Raw genomic sequence first — 18,683 nt, 5'->3', positions numbered from 1 at the left:
AAGTGTTTATAATTTAAGACTATGTTAAAGAACAGTGCAAAATTTATATGAATTGCAGAGGTGAAAATGAAAAGTATATGGAAAGCGCAAAAATAAAATTAGGTTTATCAATATTAGCTTGGTCAATATTTATATTTGTATATTGGATATTGTTTTATGAATTATATACTTTATGCCAATTTGGAAGGATCCATAATAATATAACTGTGTTATTGATATGTATGGTAATTCTTTTAGCATGGTCTATATTTTTTATAATTAGAAAAGTGAGAAAGCAGTCAATTATATCGAAGGAAAATGTAGAAGGTTATAGCTTTTATTCTCAATATAAAATTATACGAAATTTTATAGCTATATTAAGTATAGTATTTATAACAGGTTTTTATGGAGCAAAAATATATCATAGTGCAATAAATTACAATGGAAAGCTCTCCTGGTTTTTAGCTGATTTAAAAAATAAAAAAAGCATAAAGCTTGAACATAGCAATATATATGAAAGCGGTATTGAAGGTATATTATTAGATATCAATAAAAAAATTCATATGCCTGAAAAGCTATATGTTGCAAACAGCTTTAGTCTTGATTTTGATTCAAATGGGAAAATTACAGCTTTTGATGCGTTGCTTTATGGAAAAAATGATAAAGGTAAGACAGAAAGCTATCTGATTAGTTATAGCAGCAAAAACTTAAATAATATAATTGTACATTTAAATGGGTATGTGAATGCAAGTTTCAATGATGATAAGCTTTTGGAGCCATTAATAAATACGGTAAAGGTAATTCCACTTAAGAAAACTGTAAGCAGCTGGTCAGACGATAAGTACGGTATCCTTTATTCAGGCAAACGAAGTTTTGGATACAATACTAATGGTATTTTTTATATTGATTCAAAGGGAAATGTAAGCCCTACTGCAGATGCTCGTTCTGAAATAATAGGATACTTTGTTTCTGTATATGTACCCGGTAAAGAAAACTTATATGCTCCTATTAGATATAGCTTAACGGACAATTTAAATAATACTAAAACAGCAGAGCCTTCGAAAGACAATAAGAAGAGTTCCGGCCAATCTAATAATACTGCAGAACAATTTTTTTTATCAAAGCAGGTTGGATATCGCTTAGAAGTAACTGATGCTGCAGCAGGAAGCAGAGCTTATTCATTAACAGGCACTACTGATGGTGGAACTACATGGAAGACAATAAATAAAGATCCGTTCTCAGGGTCCCTGGGAGTTGCAGCAGGAATAACTTTTTTAAATGATAAGCTTGGATTTTTATGTTTATCTTCTAGCGGAGGAACCAAAGGACAATTATATCGAACAGAGGATAGAGGAGTATCTTATAGAAAGGTAAATATCCCAGGGGTAAAAGTAACATTAAGCAACGGTGAAACGTATAATCCTTTTGATTTGCCTGGGATGCCTTATGAAAAAGATGGAACACTTAATGTTTTGGTAGGTCAAGGAGCTGATGGAGATTATAACGAAGGCTGTAAAGCCTTGTACCAATCAAAAGACAATGGATTAACATGGGAATTTATTGAGGAGAGTGCCAAAGGTTAATGAACTGAGTAAGATATATTGACTAGCGGCCTATGCACCTTAAGGTACTGAAAAAACAGATTTTCATGAATCTTAAGGAATTGCAGGCGGCAAAATATATAATATAGTATAGTAAATAACAATAAGACAGACTGCTAGGGTAATTTTGACCTTAGCTGTTTTTTATTTATAGACTATCACAGACATAGTTTTAAAAACAACATAGAGCTCAGTTCCTTTTTCAATACTCATTTCTTCTAAAGATTTGATAGTTATAAGCGATTTTATTGGAATGCCTATATCAACAGTTACAAGTGCCTTAGATTCATCAATGATAATGTCTATAACTTTGCCCTTGTGGACATTTCTTGCACTGCTTATAAATGTACCCATGCTTAATATGATATTTTCAGGGCGGATTGAAACTTTAACTTTTCCTGTAAGATCAGTATCAACCTGAATTTTTGGCAGACCAATATTTGCGAAGGTGTCATTACCTTCTTGACTTAAGATGGCTTCATAAATATTATCATAGCCCTTGGATTTTAAAAGATAATTTTCAAATTGGGTCTGAGATATGCGAATATACCTTCCTATGCGGTGAGCCTCAAGCTCCCCTCTTTTAATCATTTCATATACAGTGCCTTTTGTTAATCTAAGTTTTTGTGCAATTTCCTCTGGTGTATATAATATATCGTTCTCCAATTAACTCACCTGCTTTGATAATTTAAATATATACAATATTTTACCATAAAATGTAATTGAACTTAAAGTAATAATTTTAGCATGGGACAAATAATATATAATATGTTCAGTTAGTTTGAATTGTGTTTAGTTCGGTTTAATTGGTTTGAGGTTTAGATAGATATTAATTATTAAAAGATATGGGGGAGAAAATGAAAAAGATTATAACTTTGTTACTGTGTGTATTTTGCTTAGAGTTTTTCTTAACAGGCTGTGGTAATAATGGAGCTGCGAAAGAGTCAACTATTACTGTTGCAGTTGCGGCAAGCTTAAAAAATTGCATGGATGAAAAACTTATTCCAATGTTTAAGGAAAAATACCCAGGAATAAAAGTTCAAGCAACCTATGACAGCTCTGGAAAATTGCAGTCGCAAATTGAACAAGGAGCATCTATAGATGTGTTTATGTCAGCAGCTATGAAGCAAATGGATGAATTAAATAAAAAAGACTTAATTGATAAAGATTCTGTAGTTAAGCTTTTAGAAAACAAAATTGTACTCATAGTTCCAGTAAACAATGAGAAGGGTATAAGCACTTTCCAAGATATTTTAAAGGCTGACAAAATTGCTGTTGGAGACCCAGCAAGCGTACCTGCCGGGCAGTATGCAAGGGAAGTATTAACAAACCTTAAGGTTTGGGAGGATGTATCTAAAAAGGCCAGCCTTGGAACAAATGTTACAGAGGTATTAAATTGGGTTGCTGAAGGCAGTGTAGATGCTGGAATTGTATATTCAACGGATACTGCCTCAAACAAAAAAGTAAAAATTACTGCAGAAGCACCGGAGGGAACCGTTTCAAAAGTAATTTATCCTGCAGGAGTAATTAAAGCTTCTAAAAATAAAGATAGTTCAAAGAAACTTCTTGAGTTTCTACAAAGTGATGAGGCAAAGAAGGTGTTTGAATCCTACGGATTTACACCAAGTAAATAGGTTAAAGCCATAAATGGATTTCAACGAGTAGTCTGCGAAGTGGAACGAGCGTCCTAGACTACCCAGTGTTTCGAGTAAAAGGAGGTTGAAATCCTAAATGGATTTCAACGGGTAGTCTGCGAAGTGGAACGAGCGTCTGAGACTACCCAGTGTTTCGAGTAAAAGGAGGAATAATATGCACATATCACCAATACTAATTTCAATCAAAACTGCAGCGGCAGCTATTGCTTTAACATTTTTGTTAGGGCTTTTTACTGCAAGATGGATTGTGAATATGAAGTGTGAAAAAACAAAGATGATTTTGGACGGCATATTAACCTTACCTTTAGTTTTACCGCCTACAGTAATAGGATTTATCCTTCTTATTGTCTTCGGAGTAAATAGGCCTTTAGGAAGGTTTTTGCTGCAATTTTTGGGTGTGAAAATAGTTTTCTCCTGGTCAGCTACGGTGATAGCTTCCGTAGTGATTTCATTTCCGCTTATGTATCGGTCTGCAAGGGGAGCTTTTGAACAGGTAGATAAAAACTTAATTATGGCGGCGAGGACGCTTGGAATGCCTAATAGAAAAATTTTCTGGCGTATAATAATGCCGCTTGCCTTGCCCGGGGTTGCTGCGGGAGGAATATTGGCCTTTGCCAGGGGGCTTGGCGAGTTCGGTGCTACAGCTATGATTGCAGGTAATATAGAAAATACAACAAGAACCCTTCCTTTGGCAATCTATGCAGAAGTTGCTGCTGGAAATATGAAGGCAGCTTCGTACTATGTAATAATCGTTTTGTTAATATCCTTTATAGTTGTTGCTTTGACCAATTATTTTTCAGCTAAGGAAAGAAGATATTTATAATGCAATAAAGTTCTTTCATTAATGTATTAGAACTTTTGCATTATATATTTAAGGTGAGGGATAAATTTATGAGTCTGATAGTTGATATAAAGAAGAAATTAAAAGATTTTTCTCTTGAGATTTTTGTTAAAACAGATGGAGAATATCTTGGTGTTTTGGGAGCTTCCGGTAGCGGAAAAAGTATGACGCTAAAGTGTATAGCAGGAGTTGAAACTCCTGATGAAGGTGTTATTGTGCTTAACGGAAAGGTTTTGTTTGATTCTAAGAAAAAAATTAATCTTAAGCCTCAAGATAGAAATATTGGTTATTTGTTTCAAAATTATGCTCTGTTTCCTCACATGACAGTTGAAGAAAATATGGGATTAGCACTTACTAAAAAGGAAAAAGAACAGAAAGTAAGTAAAATGATAGAAGCCTTTCACTTGAAGGGACTAGAAAATAAATATCCAAATCAGATTTCAGGTGGACAGCAGCAAAGGGCAGCACTGGCAAGGTGTATAATATATAAACCAGAAATATTGATGCTAGACGAGCCGTTTTCTGCATTGGATTCACACTTAAAGGATCAGCTACAGGATGGAGTACTAGAGCTTCTAAAATTATATGATGGAGAAGTCATGATGGTTTCTCACTGTATGAATGAGGTATACAGGTTTTGTAAAAAGCTTGCAATTATTGATAAAGGAAAATCAGTTTTACTGGGGGATACTAAGGAAGTTTTTAATCAGCCTAAATTGCATGCAGCAGCACAACTTATAGGTTGCAAAAATATTTCAAGATGCGAGATTTTAACTTCCAATACAGTTTACGCCATTGACTGGGGCATTATTTTGGAGACGGAAAGAATAATAACTAAAAATACTAAATATATTGGAATTCATACACATGATTTTAAAGCTATTGATGTTGATAAGGCAGAGAGTGAGAAGAATGTAATGAAATGCAGAATTGATAAGATTGTCGAAGATGTATTTGAATATAACATTTTTCTTCAGAATAAAGAAAGCAGCAAAGAAAATAGCAATGCAGATATATTATTTAAGATTAATAAAGAGGAGTGGAAAGATAGAAAAGATAAAGAAAATGTATATTTGAAAGTTCCTGAAGAGGCTATTTTGCTGCTTGAATAGCACGTATACAACAAATTTTATCATAATAAAACTCAAACCCATTAATCATTTGAGATTCATGGGCCTGAATTTTATGAGTATTTATTAGTATCTATTTGTGATTGTGATTAAACACCTTAACATTTGAAAAATCTGCTTTATTAAACTGTATAACACACAATGCAAAGAAAATAACTCCTATACCTAATATGATAAAAAGTCCCATATAAGGCTTAATTATAAATCCGTGAACATTAAAGGCTACCCCTGCCTGCACAAGAGTGTCAGTAGTTAAGTTTTCCATCTTTAATGTTATATATCTAAAAATGGAGGTAGTGTAGGTCAGTGGATTAATATAAACAAAAGGACGTAAGATTTTAGGCATAACTGTGGTTGGTATATATGCGCCGGATAAGAAGGTAAGGGGCATAGTAAAGGCCGTAATCATAATTTGAAAAGTAGTTGAGCTTTTAGCAAGTGATGCTAAGTAAAGGCCGATTGAACCAAAGGTTATACCTACTGCAAGCATTACTCCAGTCATTTCTATAAATTGGAGAACATCTATTTTAAGACCCATAAAAAGTGCAATAATAATTACTAATATGCCTTGAAGCACTGCTATAATAGTTGAAGAAAGTACCTGTCCAATTGATATTTGCCATCTTGCTACAGGCGAAACTATTATTTCCTTCATAAATCCCATGGACATATCTTCTATAATACTGGTAGAATTGCTCAGTGCTGATTGAAAAACTGTCATAATTATTATTCCCGAAATAAGATAATTAAGGGGCTGATCAACACCTTGAGTTGGTTTCATTACAAATGAAAATATAAATAGAAAAAATCCAGACATAAATATTGAAAAAAATAACTTTAGTTTGTCCCTTGTGAAATTAGTTAAGTTTCTTTTTATAATAGCTATCATTCCTCGCATTATGCTCTAATCTCCTTTCCGGTTATGGTCAAAAATACATCATTGAGAGTTCCTTTAGTAGTTTCAAAATCAATAATGGAAGCTTTGAACTTAGAAGCTATTTCTAAAATATGATTTATTTTGCTTGATTGTATTGTGAAAAGTCCGTTATTAAAATTAAACTCCATTGATTGATTTCTCAGATACTGATCAAGCTCATTAGAATTTGAAACCTTGATTCTTGTTATATTAGAGGTATATTGCTTTTTTAGATTATAGGGAGAATCAAAAGCAACTATCTTTCCGTGATCCATAATGGCAACTTTATCACAAATTTCTGCTTCATCCATATAATGTGTTGTTAAAAATATTGTTATGTTCTCCTGTTTTTGAAGCTTATAGATATAGTCCCATATATTTGCTCTTGTTTGTGGATCAAGCCCGGTAGTTGGTTCATCTAAAAATAATACTTTAGGATAATGAACAAGTCCCCTTGCAATCTCAACCCTTCTTTTCATACCTCCGGAAAGACTGTTAACTGGAGCCTTTCTCCAATCATTTAGGTCTACCAAGTCTAGTACAAAGTCTATTCTTTTTTTGATATCGTCTTTAGGAACTTTATAAAATTCACAGTGAAATTTTAAGTTTTCTTCAACAGTTAGTTTGCTATCAAGTGTACTTTCCTGAAACACTATTCCTATATCCTCTCTAACCTTGCCCTTATGCTCGGAAACCTCATAGCCGTTAATTCTTAAGTCTCCCTCGGTTTTATTTATTATAGTGCAAAGGGTATTTATAGTTGTACTTTTTCCTGCACCGTTTGGTCCAAGGAAGGCAAAAACTGTCCCTTCCTCTACATTGAAAGAAATATTATCTACTGCTGCAAAATCACCATATTTTTTAGTAAAGTTTTTAACTTCAATTATATTTGACATAGCATAACCCTCCTGTATTTTTTATGAGTAAGATAAAGACTACTATTTTTTATCTTACCTGCGTTTTGCTTACAGGATAATGTTAATGGTTTATTTTAAAACCCTATTAAAGAATTTTTAAAGAATTTATAAAGATGTTTAAAGCTTTTTTAAATAATTGAAGTTATGATATTATCTTTATAGAATCTTTAAAATTGCTTTAAAAGATTTTTAAAGGTATATATTAAGATTATTACAAATGAAAGATACTAAATATTTATGAAGGGATAATATAAAGGTTAAATTATGAATAAAAGACACGATAATCAAAACCATCTTAAAAATCTGTTTTTAAGATTTAAGAAATTCTTAATCAACCATAGGGAGAAGCATAAATTGGAGGATGCACTCCATAGAGAGATGATGAAGGAGCATCAAAGAAATCACGATGAAATTCGTCGATTGAGAACCGAGTTTCAGAAAAAGGTTGATGAACTTCATCATGAACAAAAAGGACTGCAATGGTACCAAAGACGTAATAGATATTCACATGTTTTTATTATATTGTTTAATTTATTAATATGGTTTTTTATATTTAGATATTTTGGTATGAAAGCAGTTGCAATAGGTCTTGCGGTAATTGTCGGTATAGGAGGAGTTAATCAAATTCTATTTAATCTTAGAGTTGAAAAGAGTATATTTGTGCCAATAGGACAGTTAAAAAAGGGTGTGGACGAAATCTCCAGAGGGAACTACGATGTGAATATTGAATGTGATGTGACAAGCGAAATAAGCAGCTTAATAGATTCGTTCAATGATATGGCAAGAAAACTAAAGGAAAGTGAAAAATTAAAGACAGTATATGAAGAAAACAGAAAAGCATTGATAGCAAATATATCACATGATTTAAAGACTCCTATTGCCTCGATTCAAGGCTATATTGAAACTATGTCGGAAAGGGAAGATTTACCCAAGGAGACTGTAAATAAATATCATCAGATTATACATAATAATGCATTATACATGAATAAGCTTATCGATGATCTTTTCCTGTTCTCCAAGCTGGATATGCAGAAACTGGAGTTCCATTTTGAGAATATAAGTCTTAAAGCTTTTATGAATGATCTAATGGAGGAATTTAAATTTGAGCTTGAGGATAGGCAGATACAGTTTGATTATGTAGATGAGATGAGAATTAATCCAAATGTAAATATAGATAGAAAAAGGATTCAGCAAATATTCAGCAATATTGTTGGAAATGCGGTAAAGTATGGCTATGAGGGAAAAACATCAATAAACGTAAAGTTATATGAGAAGAATGGTGAAGCGTATATTGATATATTTAATAATGGACCGATAATACCTGAAGATAAGCTGCCGTACATTTTTGACAGATTTTATAGAGTTGATTATGCAAGGACTAAAAATTTGATGAGTACAGGGCTTGGGCTTGCAATTGCGAAAGAGCTTGTAGAAGCACACGGAGGAAGTATAACAGCCAAAAATAAAGAGAATGATGGTACGTGCTTTACAATAATGCTTCCTTTAGACAAATAATTTTGAAAAGGGGTAATAAGTATGCAGCAGATTTTAATAATTGAGGATGATATAAATATTGCTGAGATGGAACGTGATTATTTGCAGCTTAACGGCTTTAAGGCTGAAATTGTTCAAGACGGAACTCAGGGGCTTAAAATGGCCTTAACCGGAATTTATGATGTTATCATCGTAGATTTGATGCTTCCTGGTAAAAGTGGCTATGAGGTAACAAAGGAAATAAGAAAAAATCTTGAGATACCTATAATTGTGGTTTCGGCAAGAACAGAAGATATAGATAAAATAAGAGTGTTGGATTATGGTGCTGATGATTATTTAACAAAGCCATTTAGCCCAGCAGAGTTAGCTGCAAGAATAAAGTCTCACATAAATAGGTATAACAGGCTGAAAGGAAGCAGCGCAGCTTCAGAAATTATAAATCGTGGGGGACTGGAGATAAATACTGCATCACATAGAGTATTTGTATATGGGAAAGAGGTTCAGATGACTTCCAAAGAATATGCGATTTTACTTTTACTTGCGTCAAACCCTAATATTGTGTTTACAAAGGAACATATCTTCGATAAGATTTGGGGAGATGAGTTTAGCGTAGAGACTGCAACAGTGCCAGTTCATATACAAAAGATAAGAAAAAAGATAGAAAAGGATCCAGCTAACCCAGAGTTTATAGAGACACTGTGGGGTACTGGTTACAGATTTAAATAGTTTAAGTGTCCCTATCACTTTGATAGGGACACTTAAACCATAATGTTTTTTATAATAAAATAGTCACAAGATATTAAGGATTACTTGTCTGAAATCTCGGCAACAAGCTTAGCTAAAGTTTTTCTCTCTTCATCGCTTGCAGCATCCCATAATTGTTTTAAAAGTCTTTCTTCATCGTTGTGAGGATCTACATTATTTGAAAGATAAGTGCCGATTTTTTCTGAAACATTTGTAATAGTATGATCTGAAAGTCCCATCGTCTGTCCTAAATCAACAGCTTTTCCAAGTATGGTTTTCCATTTGCCCCAATTATCTAATAAATCCATTATATATCTCTCCTTTTAATATATAGTCGTAAATAGTATTAGAATTTATGAAGAATATATGTAAGAAACTAGGGGACGGTTAACAATTTTACTTTATGAAGTACTGAATTATTGTTAACCGTCCCCAACGCCCCAACGCCCCAGCGTTTCAGCGTTTTGAAATTTTAAGAGCAATAAAGGAATTAAAAATAAAAAATAGAATACTTTACGTGTAAATATAACAACAAATAATTATAAGAATAAAAGAATATAAGAATACGCACTAATTATGAGGCTTTGCTATAAAAAAATTAAAAAGTTGAGGTAAGAGTATATGAAAATCTTAGTAACAGGAGCAAAAGGACAGTTAGGCTCTCAGCTTATAGATATAATTAATAAAGGAAAATCAGAATTGGGCTGCATTCCAAAAGAAATTATAAATGCAGAGATTATAGGAAAGAGCTCAAAGGATCTCGATATAACAAATTTTAATAAAGTTAATGAATTAATTTATGAAGTTAAGCCGGATGTGATTATTAATGCAGCAGCTTATACAAATGTAGATGGCTGCGAGACTAATGAAGATTTAGCCTTTAAAGTTAATGCTTTAGGCGCAAAAAATTTGTCTATAGCCTGTGATAATATTGGTGCAAAACTAGTTCATATTTCTACTGACTATATTTTCAGCGGAGAAGGAAATAAACCTTTTAGAGAATACGATAAAGCTTGCCCTCAGAGTGTGTACGGTAAAAGCAAAATGATGGGTGATGATTTCGTTAAGGAGTTTTGTTCAAAGTATTTTATTGTAAGACCATCCTGGGTATACGGTTATAATGGAAAGAACTTTGTTTACACAATACTTAAAACAGCTAAAGAGAAAGGAAGCTTAAAGGTAGTCAAGGACCAAAAGGGTAATCCAACAAATGTTGAAGACATAGTTCATCATATATTAAAACTAATAGTAACTGAGGAATATGGTGTTTATCATTGCTCAGGACATGGAGAATGCAGCTGGTATGATTTTGCAGCTAAAATTATTGAGCTTGCAAATATACCTTGTGAAGTAATTCCATGTACTACAGAAGAGTATTCAAGTATAGCAAAACGTCCAGGATATTCTGTCTTAGATAATATGATGCTGAGATGTACAGTTGGAGATGAGATGAGGCCTTGGGAGGAAGCGTTAGAAAAGTTTATTAATAATGTGGCTTATTAGAAAATAGAGAAGCTATTATTAAAAGGATATTTTCAGAATTTATAGAATATATTATATAAATTCACCATAATTAAGGAGATATCCCTATGAATATAAGTAAAAAGAAAGTTATTCTTGGAGCTTTGCTTTTAATAATTATATGGACAGGAAATATAGTTTACTATAAGGCTCACCTATTGAAAGAGCCAATTTTTATAAAGCATTTTTATGATATAAAACAAGGGATGAAAGGTTTTGGGCTTTATTATATATCAAATATAAATGATAAGGATGAGATTATTAGAATCACCTTTCCTGAGATTGATGAGGATATTGCAGAATTTCATGTAAATGATAGAAACACAGATAGGAGATATTATAAACTTAATGAAATATATGTAGCAGCAAACAGTGATACTTCTGATAAATATAAGAATAAGCTTATAACAAAGGCAGAAGTGCAATTTATAAGCGGAAGAGTTATTAAGGTAGATATAGGCAAGATATATCTTTATGACAGCGGAAATAATCAAACCCCAGCTTTGAAATCAAATTATGTAAGCAGCGGCAGCGATAATACCGGCAGTACAAGATTTATTGCTGATAAAGATATCAATATTACGGGGGTTAGTTGCAAGTTTCCGGAGCTTATAAATAAGGGCATAAAACTTACTATTAATAATGAAGATTTAAAAGATATTAAATTCCCTTTGATAATAAAGAATGGAGAAGAAGTAAGGGTTAATTATTTTTTTAATTTTGATAAAGACAGTTTAGAAAATAATAATATATACAATCTTTCAGCTGACATACTTACAGAAGATGCTTCAGGAGTTAAGGGCTATAGTTCAATTTATATGAATTATATAAAGCAGTTTCCTGATCAATATAATATTAAGTCTATGCTGAGCAAAGGAGATAAGTAATATGTATGAGGCTGGCTATAACAAACTGTTTTGGGGAATGATATTTATAATTTTTGACTTTAATCTTGGTGGAATAAATCTTCTTCCTGATTTTATAGGCTACTTCCTCATATATGCTGGATTAATACCCTTGCAGCAGCAGCACGAATTTTATAAAAAGGCAAAAGCTCCTTTGATTATTTTGCTAAGTATAAGCCTAGTTAAGGCGATAAGCTATTTTACTACAGGATATATAGTAAATCAAAAAGAAAATATAAATTTATTTTCACTTTTGATAGGGAGCTTTACATCACTTGTAACAGTATACTTAATATATATTTTATGCAGGAGTATATATTTGCTGGCTAGCAGTAGAGGAGAAGAGGAGCTTAAATCAAATGCTGAATACAGATTTAAATACTATTCTATAACTGTAATTGCATTAGTCCTATATTTACCGTTTTCAATTAATCTGTCTCAAGATATGTCTATGATAGGAGCAGTTATAATTTTATTAAACATTATATTTACCCTTCCTATAGTTGGGCTATTTAGAAAGGCTATGAATGTGTTAGGAGATGGGAAGGTATGATTAAAAAGCTTGATTTAAAAAATATAGAAACAGCAGAGCAAGTGCTCAAAATTCAGTTTGCTTCATATAAAATTGAAGTCGACATTATAGGCTTCTATGATATACCAACTTTGAAGGATACAGTTGACAGCTTAAAAGAATGTGACGAGATTTTTTATGGTTATTATTTAGAAGATAGATTAGCAGGAATCATATCTTATAAAATTTTTGATAATATATTGGATATACATAGGGTTGCGGTACATCCGGACTTTTTCAGGAGAGGTGTTGCTGGAGAACTTATCAGTTTTGTTGAAAAAGTTGATAATAATATTGAAAAAATAATAGTATGCACTGGAAAGGATAATTTACCTGCTGTAAAATTATATATAAAAAATAGATTTAAAAAGAACAAGGATATTGAAGTTAGTAAAAACTTTTATCTAACAGAATTTGAAAAAGTATTATAATAACAAGCGAGAAAAGCTAAAATAGACTGTTTCAACAATAGGTGAATCAGTCTATTTTTTATTTGTACATAAAAAGGAAATGAGAAAATTTTGTGGAATATAGTAAATAAGATGAAATTAGGATAAGTCATATAGACCACATAACGCTTCGAGTAAAAGGGGGCAAATAAAGTGAATTACCCATTTGATTGTATAACGGATTTTATTTTTGTTGAAACTGATATAAAGAAGTCAGATGTAATATTGGTCCCTGGTGGAACTGTGCCTGAACTGATGGAAAGAGCTGCAGAGCTGTATCATAATGGCTTTGCTCCATATATTCTGCCTACAGGAGGTCCAAATTACAGAATACCAGAGTATGAGTCTGAATGGGAGTTTTTAAAAAATATCGGTATTAAGTTAGGTATTCCTGAAAAGGCTATACTAAAAGAAGATAAGGCTAAGCACACTTTTGACAATGCGAATTTATCCTGGAAGGTTTTAAGGGATAATAATATAGATGTTAAAAAGGCAATTTTAGTTTGTAAGGGTTATCATTCAAGAAGAGCTCTTTTGACTTACAAGACAGCTTTTCCTTTAGATGTTGAGTTTTATGTGTCACCAGTTTTAGATAGAAGAAAAACTACAAAAGATAACTGGTTTTTAGATAGTGAAAAGATTTCACTTGTTATGGGTGAAGTTTCTAAGATAGGCAGGTATTTTGAAGGTGAAATAAGCAAGTGGGTTTCTTGCAAAGAATAAGTTAAGGTGGTGAAAAATTATGGTTGAGAGAAAATTTCTTGATAGACCTAACTGGAGGAGAGTTCTAAGAAAAAGATTTTATTATACATATATAGAAGATGAAAGTTTCTGCGGATACATTGCTGCAGTTTTTATAGATAAAACTAGAGAACCCTTGATTAAAAATATGCTTGGTAGAGATTTTTGCCTGGCTAAAGAGGGATATGTATGGCTGGAGTGTCTTCCTAAGGGTGGAAAGTACTGCCTTACAACTATGATTAATGAAAAACAGGAAATTGTTCAATGGTATTTCGATATTATAAGAGAAAGTGGAGTTAATGACCGAGGGATTCCATATTTTGATGATATGTATTTAGATGTGGTAGTATTGCCTCCTGATAATATTTTGTTGCTTGATGAGGATGAGCTGAATGAAGCCTTAGATAATAAAGAAATATCAAAAGAAGATTATGAGGCGGCCTATAAAGAAGCTAAAAGAATTATGGAAAACATAAATGTAGAGCAGCTGACAGCCTTCAGCAAAAAATACTTTAAAACAATAAAGGCTTTAGTAAAATAAATTTTAGTTAATAAATAAAGGGGGATTGGGGATGAGTGAAAAGACTTATAAAAAAGAGGTAGTCAAAAAAGGAGTCAGCTTTGGGGCATGTCTTGCGATGGTTATATCCTGGAGCTTAAATCACTCTGTGCTTTGGGCAATAATACATGGAATTTTTGGATGGCTTTATGTTATATATTATTTAATAAAATATGCTCATTAGAAGTTAAGGATACCAAGAGAAAAATTGGTATCCTTTAAGTTTGGAAAAATTTTTTGTAAAATGCGAACCAAATGCCCGATTATTACGTCTTATATATAAGATAATTGGGTGGAGGTAATAATTTATATGAGAGTTTGTAAAAGTCAATGCTCAATGTTTAAAGAGTTATATAGAGTCTTTATTAATGGAGAGGTTGATAAAGAAACAAAAGAATGGATGACAGAACATAAAAAAGAGTGCAGTTTTTGCAGGGAATGGGCTAAAAATTTTGAAGAGAATAAAGAAGATGTATTAGAAGATGATAAGTTAAATAAAAACAAATCTATTGATGCTAAAGAAGTGATAGATAGAGTTAAGATAACTGTGACAGTAAGTGCAGGCATCATTATTTTTATAGTCCTATGGGCTTCTTCCCGTATTGCCGCTTAAGTAATATATTTAATATTTTACTTGTGTATGATAATATTAGGTAAGCAAATATAAATTGGAGGAACATAATATATGAGCGAAATACTAAAAAAGCTGAAGCTTACAAACCAAAGTCCTGTGCTAATTTTAAATGTACCTGAAGAGTATGAAGAAACTATAAAGGTAATAGAAGGAGAAGTTCATAGAGAAGTTAAAGGAAAGTATGATTTTATCCAACTTTTTGCAAGGAATGTAGCTGAGGCAAAGGAGAGTATGGAAGCCTGCATAGAAGCCTTAAATGAAGATAAGTATTTTTGGATTTGTTACCCTAAAGGAACTTCTAAAAAGTATAAAAAGTCTGACTTGACTAGAGATACAATGCATGAGGTTACTGATGAGTATAATTTTCAAGGGGTTAGCCTTGTGTCTATTGATAATGACTGGTCAGCTTTTAGAGTAAGAAATAATAATTTTATTAAAAGTTCAAAGAAATAAAATAAGAGGGGGCTGTCGCGTTAGCATATATTTTTATACTAATGCGACAGCTCCATAATTTTGAAAGAGAGCAAGAGGTTTCTAAAATAAATTCTTGCTTTTTATTTTTTAATTAAAAACTTTTTGCGCTGCATTGACGTCTATAAAGTGTAATGCAGTTAAGATACGTATCTAAGACAAAGGAGAGTTTAGCGCTAATGCATAAAGACAGTTTAAAAAAACAAATAGCGGAGTATGTCATTAGGAATAAGGAAAAATATTATAGATTAGCGTATAGCTATGTGAAAAATCCTGATGATGCTCTAGATATTATACAAGAATCTATATATAAGGCGGTTTCAAATGTTGATTCTCTTAAAGGTTCCGATTATATAAAGGTATGGTTTTATAGAATTGTAGTAAATACTTCACTTGATTTTCTGCGAAAACGAAGAAAGATAGTTGCTGTTGAGGACGAAGTTTTAATAGGTTTAGATTCCGGAATAAATGACAAATACGAAAACTTTGATCTTAAGGAAGCGTTAGATAATTTGCCTGAGAAATATCGGGTTATAGTAATTCTAAGGTATTTTGAAGATTTAAAGATAGAGGAAATTGCAGAAATTCTTAGCGAAAATATCAGCACAATAAAAACACGCTTGTATAAGTCACTTAAAATGTTACGCGTAGAAATGAATGATTATGAGGAGGCTTAAAATGTCAAATAAAAGCTTAAATCAGCTTAAAAATGAGTATATTGAAACACCAATTCCGGAAGAATTGGACTTTATAGTAAATAAGGCATTTAGAGACAGTGGTGTTTATAGTAAGAAAGAGAAAAATATAATTAAAAGATCAGGCGTTATAGCTGCCTCAATTGCAGTATCTGTAGGTGTACTAACTATTGGAGTTAATAGCAACCCAGTATTTGCAGCAACACTGTCAAAAATACCTGTAGTAGGCAGTGTAATAAAGGTGCTGACTTTTAAGGAATACACTGTTAATGAAGATAAATACAAGGCCGATATAAAAGTACCTTCAATACAAGGCTTAAAAAATAAGACTTTGGAAAACAGCTTAAATGAAAAATATCTTGCTGAAAATAAAAAGTTATATGATGAGTTTAAAGCTGATATGGAAAATTTAAAGAAAAATGGTGATGGTCATTTGGGTATAAACAGCGGATATGTAGTAAAGACAGATAATGAAAATATCCTTTCTGTAGGCCGCTACATTGTAAATACAGTAGGGTCTTCATCTACTACATTTAAATATGATACTGTAGATAAGAAAAATGAAATTTTAATAACTCTTCCGAGCTTATTTAAAGATAAACGCTATGTAGATGTTATAAGCGAGAACATAAAAAAGCAAATGAGAGAACAGATGAAGTCAGATCCTAATAAAATTTATTGGATTGCAAATGGAAGCAAAGGAGATAGTATGGATATTTTTAATAAAATACCAGAGAATCAAAATTTCTATATCAATGCACAATCTCAATTAGTAATCTCCTTCGATAAATATGAAGTGGCTCCTGGCTCTATGGGCATTGTAGAATTTGTAATCCCAACGAATCTAATATCTGATCTTTTAGTTAGTAATGATTATATAAAATAACTGAGGAAACGTATATGTTGAATAAAATGCAGAATTATGAATATATAACTGGAATAGATGGACTTAGAGCTTTAGCAGTAATAGCTGTCGTTGCCTACCATTTTAGCTTTAATTGGGCTAAAGGGGGATTTCTTGGAGTTGACATATTTTTCGTCATATCCGGCTACCTAATTACGTCCAAAATTTTATCTATGCAGGAAAGTAATTACGGCTTTAGTTTTAAGGAATTTTTGATTGGACGTATAAAACGATTGTTACCGGCAGCTTATACAATGATAATAACTACTTTTATGTGGGTAGTGCTTTTTAATCGAAAATTATTAACGAACCTTATAGGAGATGCGATATCCTCTATTATGTATGCAAGTAATTGGTGGTTCATTTTTCACAAACTATCCTATTTCGATAGCTTTGGTTCACCATCACCTTTAAAAAACTTATGGTCCTTAGCAATAGAAGAACAATTTTATATTGTATGGCCTATTCTGCTGATAATAGGACTAAAAGTTTTAAAAAAGAGAGACAAGCTTGCCAATATAGTTTTTATCGGAGCATTATGTTCAGCAATATTAATGGGAATATTTTATATTCCAGGCGAAGATCCCAGCCGTGTTTATTATGGAACAGACACTCGTGCATTTGAATTGCTTATAGGAAGTTGGCTGGCTATTATTTGTCCTATGGAAAGATTTTGGAGTAAGAAAATTTACGCCAAAGGAATTTCAATTAAGCAGAGAAGAGTGTTAAATATCACAGGTACTGTTAGTTTGGCTATTTTTATTCTTAGTGTAATCTTTATGAATGAGTATAGGCAATTTTTATATAGAGGCGGAATGTTGCTATTTTGTTTAAATGCGGCCTTGCTTATTGTTTGTGTTTGTCACCCTGCCTGCTATTTAGGGTGCTTATTTTCCTGGAAGCCTCTACGTTGGGTTGGCAAAAGATCTTACGGAATTTATCTTTGGCACTATCCTATTATTGTTTTGAGCACTCCTGTTTATGAAATTGGAAATCCGTCATATCTGCGGGTAGGCTTGCAGCTGACTGCTATACTTATTGTTTCCCATCTTTCATACAGCTTTGTAGAAATGCCTATACGAAAGCATGAATTCAAAGGATTTCTTAATAAATGCTCATTAGCTAATGTTTCTAATTTGAAGGTATCACCTATGACTAGAAGGGTTTCTGCAATAGTGACTATTTTAATATTTTTAGTATTTACTGTTAGTACCACTAGTGTGTTAGAAGGCAAACAACAGGCGAAAAATGTTGAAATATCTCAACCTGAAACGGCAATAAACAATGCTGAAACAAACTCTCCACCAGCTAGTAAATCTTACAAAAAAATACTGGCTATTGGGGATTCTATCATGCTGGATATTACTCCAAATTTAAAAAATAAATATAATAACATTACAATTGATGGAAAGATTGGTAGACAAGTGTCTCAAGCTGTTAAACTGGCACCTTCCTATGAAGAATTTAATGATGCTGATAATGCAGTCATTATTGAATTGGGAACAAATGCTTATTTTACAGACCAACAGATTAATGAATTGCTTAACTCTTTTTCTAAAGCACATATTTATTTAGTTAATGTACGTGTGCCGCGCCAATGGGAGAATGATGTGAATAAAGCATTGGAGAAAAAAGCTAAAGATAATAAGAATATAACACTGACCGATTGGCACTCTGCAGCAATTAATCATCCGGAATATTTCTCGCCTGACGGTGTGCATTTGCAGCCCAAAGGAGCTGAAGCTTTAACATCTCTTATAGATAATGCATTAAAGAATTCTGAGGAAGATTAAGCAGGTTATAAGTTTAAGTAGGAATGAACTTAATGCTAATAATAAATGAGTATAATTTTAAAGGGGTTAGCCTTGTGTCTATTGATAATGATTGGTCAGCCTTTAGAGTAAGAAATAATAATTTTATTAAAAGTTCAAAGAAATAAAATAAGACCTGACAGGT

22 protein-coding genes are annotated in these 18,683 nt (G+C 32.3%); 18 read left to right on the top strand and 4 right to left on the bottom strand.

Translation table 11 applies throughout. The features are described 5' to 3' along the window. Positions 1-77 precede the first annotated feature (77 nt). Positions 78-1,562 carry a hypothetical protein gene (locus tag JK636_RS16340; RefSeq protein ID WP_243428254.1) on the top strand — a complete coding sequence of 495 codons (1,485 nt, stop codon included), beginning with the start codon at positions 78-80 and terminating at the stop codon, positions 1,560-1,562. Positions 1,563-1,724: 162 nt separating this feature from the next. Here JK636_RS16340 and JK636_RS16335 read toward each other — a convergent pair whose 3' ends face one another. Beyond that, positions 1,725-2,246, bottom strand: a complete 522-nt coding sequence (locus JK636_RS16335) for an excisionase family DNA-binding protein (RefSeq protein WP_202750065.1) — start codon at positions 2,244-2,246, stop codon at positions 1,725-1,727. A 191-nt stretch (positions 2,247-2,437) separates the two neighbouring features. Here JK636_RS16335 and modA point away from each other — a divergent pair, with 191 nt between their 5' ends. From modA to JK636_RS16320, 3 genes are all read left to right on the top strand, one after another. Continuing rightward, on the top strand, positions 2,438-3,214 hold the full coding sequence (gene modA, locus JK636_RS16330; RefSeq protein ID WP_202750064.1) for a molybdate ABC transporter substrate-binding protein: 777 nt from the start codon (positions 2,438-2,440) through the stop codon (positions 3,212-3,214). 175 nt (positions 3,215-3,389) lie between these two features. Further along, a complete protein-coding gene (gene modB / locus JK636_RS16325; RefSeq protein WP_202750063.1) occupies positions 3,390-4,058 on the top strand; it encodes a molybdate ABC transporter permease subunit in 669 nt (222 codons plus the stop codon). A 68-nt stretch (positions 4,059-4,126) separates the two neighbouring features. After that, entirely contained in the window at positions 4,127-5,188 is a 1,062-nt protein-coding gene (locus tag JK636_RS16320; protein ID WP_202750062.1) for a sulfate/molybdate ABC transporter ATP-binding protein, read from the top strand. A 91-nt stretch (positions 5,189-5,279) separates the two neighbouring features. Here the strand turns inward: JK636_RS16320 and JK636_RS16315 are convergent, their stop codons facing one another. Further along, complete coding sequence (locus tag JK636_RS16315) at positions 5,280-6,104, bottom strand: ABC transporter permease (protein WP_202750061.1); 825 nt, start codon at positions 6,102-6,104, stop codon at positions 5,280-5,282. Beyond that, positions 6,104-7,018, bottom strand: a complete 915-nt coding sequence (locus JK636_RS16310; protein WP_202750060.1) for an ABC transporter ATP-binding protein — start codon at positions 7,016-7,018, stop codon at positions 6,104-6,106. The genes JK636_RS16315 and JK636_RS16310 overlap by 1 nt, the downstream gene beginning before the upstream one ends. A 285-nt stretch (positions 7,019-7,303) precedes the next feature. Here JK636_RS16310 and JK636_RS16305 point away from each other — a divergent pair, with 285 nt between their 5' ends. Then, positions 7,304-8,554 (top strand): ATP-binding protein, encoded by a 1,251-nt coding sequence (locus tag JK636_RS16305; protein ID WP_202750059.1) that lies wholly within the window; start codon positions 7,304-7,306, stop codon positions 8,552-8,554. Between the two features lie 21 nt (positions 8,555-8,575). Beyond that, positions 8,576-9,259: a response regulator transcription factor gene (locus JK636_RS16300; RefSeq protein WP_202750058.1), complete on the top strand. Its 684-nt coding sequence runs from the start codon at positions 8,576-8,578 to the stop codon at positions 9,257-9,259. An 80-nt stretch (positions 9,260-9,339) separates the two neighbouring features. Here JK636_RS16300 and JK636_RS16295 read toward each other — a convergent pair whose 3' ends face one another. Then, the gene (locus tag JK636_RS16295) at positions 9,340-9,585 is read right to left on the bottom strand and encodes a DUF3243 domain-containing protein (protein WP_202750057.1); all 246 of its coding nucleotides are present in this window, start codon (positions 9,583-9,585) and stop codon (positions 9,340-9,342) included. Positions 9,586-9,898: 313 nt separating this feature from the next. Between JK636_RS16295 and rfbD the strand changes: the two genes are divergently transcribed. The 12 genes from rfbD to JK636_RS16235 all read left to right on the top strand — a co-directional run bounded on the left by rfbD (position 9,899) and on the right by JK636_RS16235 (position 18,520). Further along, complete coding sequence (gene rfbD / locus JK636_RS16290) at positions 9,899-10,780, top strand: dTDP-4-dehydrorhamnose reductase (RefSeq protein ID WP_202750056.1); 882 nt, start codon at positions 9,899-9,901, stop codon at positions 10,778-10,780. A gap of 86 nt (positions 10,781-10,866) precedes the next feature. Then, positions 10,867-11,685, top strand: coding sequence for a hypothetical protein (locus JK636_RS16285; RefSeq protein ID WP_202750055.1), 819 nt, complete (start codon positions 10,867-10,869; stop codon positions 11,683-11,685). Position 11,686: 1 nt separating this feature from the next. Next, complete coding sequence (locus JK636_RS16280; RefSeq protein WP_202750054.1) at positions 11,687-12,256, top strand: hypothetical protein; 570 nt, start codon at positions 11,687-11,689, stop codon at positions 12,254-12,256. Further along, on the top strand, positions 12,253-12,705 hold the full coding sequence (locus JK636_RS16275; protein ID WP_202750053.1) for a GNAT family N-acetyltransferase: 453 nt from the start codon (positions 12,253-12,255) through the stop codon (positions 12,703-12,705). Before JK636_RS16280 ends, JK636_RS16275 begins: the two co-directional genes overlap by 4 nt. Before the next feature lie 171 nt (positions 12,706-12,876). Continuing rightward, entirely contained in the window at positions 12,877-13,446 is a 570-nt protein-coding gene (locus JK636_RS16270; protein ID WP_202750052.1) for an ElyC/SanA/YdcF family protein, read from the top strand. Between the two features lie 19 nt (positions 13,447-13,465). Further along, positions 13,466-14,005, top strand: coding sequence for a ribonuclease FAU-1 family protein (locus JK636_RS16265; RefSeq protein ID WP_202750051.1), 540 nt, complete (start codon positions 13,466-13,468; stop codon positions 14,003-14,005). 31 nt (positions 14,006-14,036) lie between these two features. Further along, on the top strand, positions 14,037-14,207 hold the full coding sequence (locus JK636_RS16260) for a hypothetical protein (protein WP_202750050.1): 171 nt from the start codon (positions 14,037-14,039) through the stop codon (positions 14,205-14,207). Positions 14,208-14,333: 126 nt separating this feature from the next. Then, positions 14,334-14,636 (top strand): hypothetical protein, encoded by a 303-nt coding sequence (locus JK636_RS16255; protein ID WP_202750049.1) that lies wholly within the window; start codon positions 14,334-14,336, stop codon positions 14,634-14,636. A gap of 72 nt (positions 14,637-14,708) precedes the next feature. Beyond that, positions 14,709-15,110 (top strand): hypothetical protein, encoded by a 402-nt coding sequence (locus JK636_RS16250; protein WP_202750048.1) that lies wholly within the window; start codon positions 14,709-14,711, stop codon positions 15,108-15,110. A 197-nt stretch (positions 15,111-15,307) separates the two neighbouring features. Next, positions 15,308-15,805: an RNA polymerase sigma factor gene (locus tag JK636_RS16245; RefSeq protein ID WP_202750047.1), complete on the top strand. Its 498-nt coding sequence runs from the start codon at positions 15,308-15,310 to the stop codon at positions 15,803-15,805. A gap of 1 nt (position 15,806) precedes the next feature. Further along, positions 15,807-16,709: an anti-sigma-V factor RsiV gene (rsiV, locus tag JK636_RS16240; RefSeq protein ID WP_202750046.1), complete on the top strand. Its 903-nt coding sequence runs from the start codon at positions 15,807-15,809 to the stop codon at positions 16,707-16,709. Between the two features lie 14 nt (positions 16,710-16,723). Continuing rightward, positions 16,724-18,520 (top strand): acyltransferase family protein, encoded by a 1,797-nt coding sequence (locus JK636_RS16235; protein ID WP_202750045.1) that lies wholly within the window; start codon positions 16,724-16,726, stop codon positions 18,518-18,520. Positions 18,521-18,683: the final 163 nt, after the last annotated feature.

It is taken from the genome of Clostridium rhizosphaerae (assembly GCF_016765585.1).
GTDB lineage: Bacteria > Bacillota > Clostridia > Clostridiales > Clostridiaceae > Clostridium_AT > Clostridium_AT rhizosphaerae.
This window is presented reverse-complemented; position numbering and strand designations above follow the sequence as displayed.

Coding starts and splice junctions, on each gene's coding strand:
- JK636_RS16340 (WP_243428254.1), top strand. CDS start 78: ATGGAAAGCGCAAAAATAAAATTAGGTTTATCAATATTAGCTTGGTCA.
- modA (WP_202750064.1), top strand. CDS start 2,438: ATGAAAAAGATTATAACTTTGTTACTGTGTGTATTTTGCTTAGAGTTT.
- modB (WP_202750063.1), top strand. CDS start 3,390: ATGCACATATCACCAATACTAATTTCAATCAAAACTGCAGCGGCAGCT.
- JK636_RS16320 (WP_202750062.1), top strand. CDS start 4,127: ATGAGTCTGATAGTTGATATAAAGAAGAAATTAAAAGATTTTTCTCTT.
- JK636_RS16315 (WP_202750061.1), bottom strand. CDS start 6,104: ATGCGAGGAATGATAGCTATTATAAAAAGAAACTTAACTAATTTCACA.
- JK636_RS16310 (WP_202750060.1), bottom strand. CDS start 7,018: ATGTCAAATATAATTGAAGTTAAAAACTTTACTAAAAAATATGGTGAT.
- JK636_RS16305 (WP_202750059.1), top strand. CDS start 7,304: ATGAATAAAAGACACGATAATCAAAACCATCTTAAAAATCTGTTTTTA.
- JK636_RS16300 (WP_202750058.1), top strand. CDS start 8,576: ATGCAGCAGATTTTAATAATTGAGGATGATATAAATATTGCTGAGATG.
- JK636_RS16295 (WP_202750057.1), bottom strand. CDS start 9,585: ATGGATTTATTAGATAATTGGGGCAAATGGAAAACCATACTTGGAAAA.
- rfbD (WP_202750056.1), top strand. CDS start 9,899: ATGAAAATCTTAGTAACAGGAGCAAAAGGACAGTTAGGCTCTCAGCTT.
- JK636_RS16285 (WP_202750055.1), top strand. CDS start 10,867: ATGAATATAAGTAAAAAGAAAGTTATTCTTGGAGCTTTGCTTTTAATA.
- JK636_RS16280 (WP_202750054.1), top strand. CDS start 11,687: ATGTATGAGGCTGGCTATAACAAACTGTTTTGGGGAATGATATTTATA.
- JK636_RS16275 (WP_202750053.1), top strand. CDS start 12,253: ATGATTAAAAAGCTTGATTTAAAAAATATAGAAACAGCAGAGCAAGTG.
- JK636_RS16265 (WP_202750051.1), top strand. CDS start 13,466: ATGGTTGAGAGAAAATTTCTTGATAGACCTAACTGGAGGAGAGTTCTA.
- JK636_RS16260 (WP_202750050.1), top strand. CDS start 14,037: ATGAGTGAAAAGACTTATAAAAAAGAGGTAGTCAAAAAAGGAGTCAGC.
- JK636_RS16255 (WP_202750049.1), top strand. CDS start 14,334: ATGAGAGTTTGTAAAAGTCAATGCTCAATGTTTAAAGAGTTATATAGA.
- JK636_RS16250 (WP_202750048.1), top strand. CDS start 14,709: ATGAGCGAAATACTAAAAAAGCTGAAGCTTACAAACCAAAGTCCTGTG.
- JK636_RS16245 (WP_202750047.1), top strand. CDS start 15,308: ATGCATAAAGACAGTTTAAAAAAACAAATAGCGGAGTATGTCATTAGG.
- rsiV (WP_202750046.1), top strand. CDS start 15,807: ATGTCAAATAAAAGCTTAAATCAGCTTAAAAATGAGTATATTGAAACA.
- JK636_RS16235 (WP_202750045.1), top strand. CDS start 16,724: ATGTTGAATAAAATGCAGAATTATGAATATATAACTGGAATAGATGGA.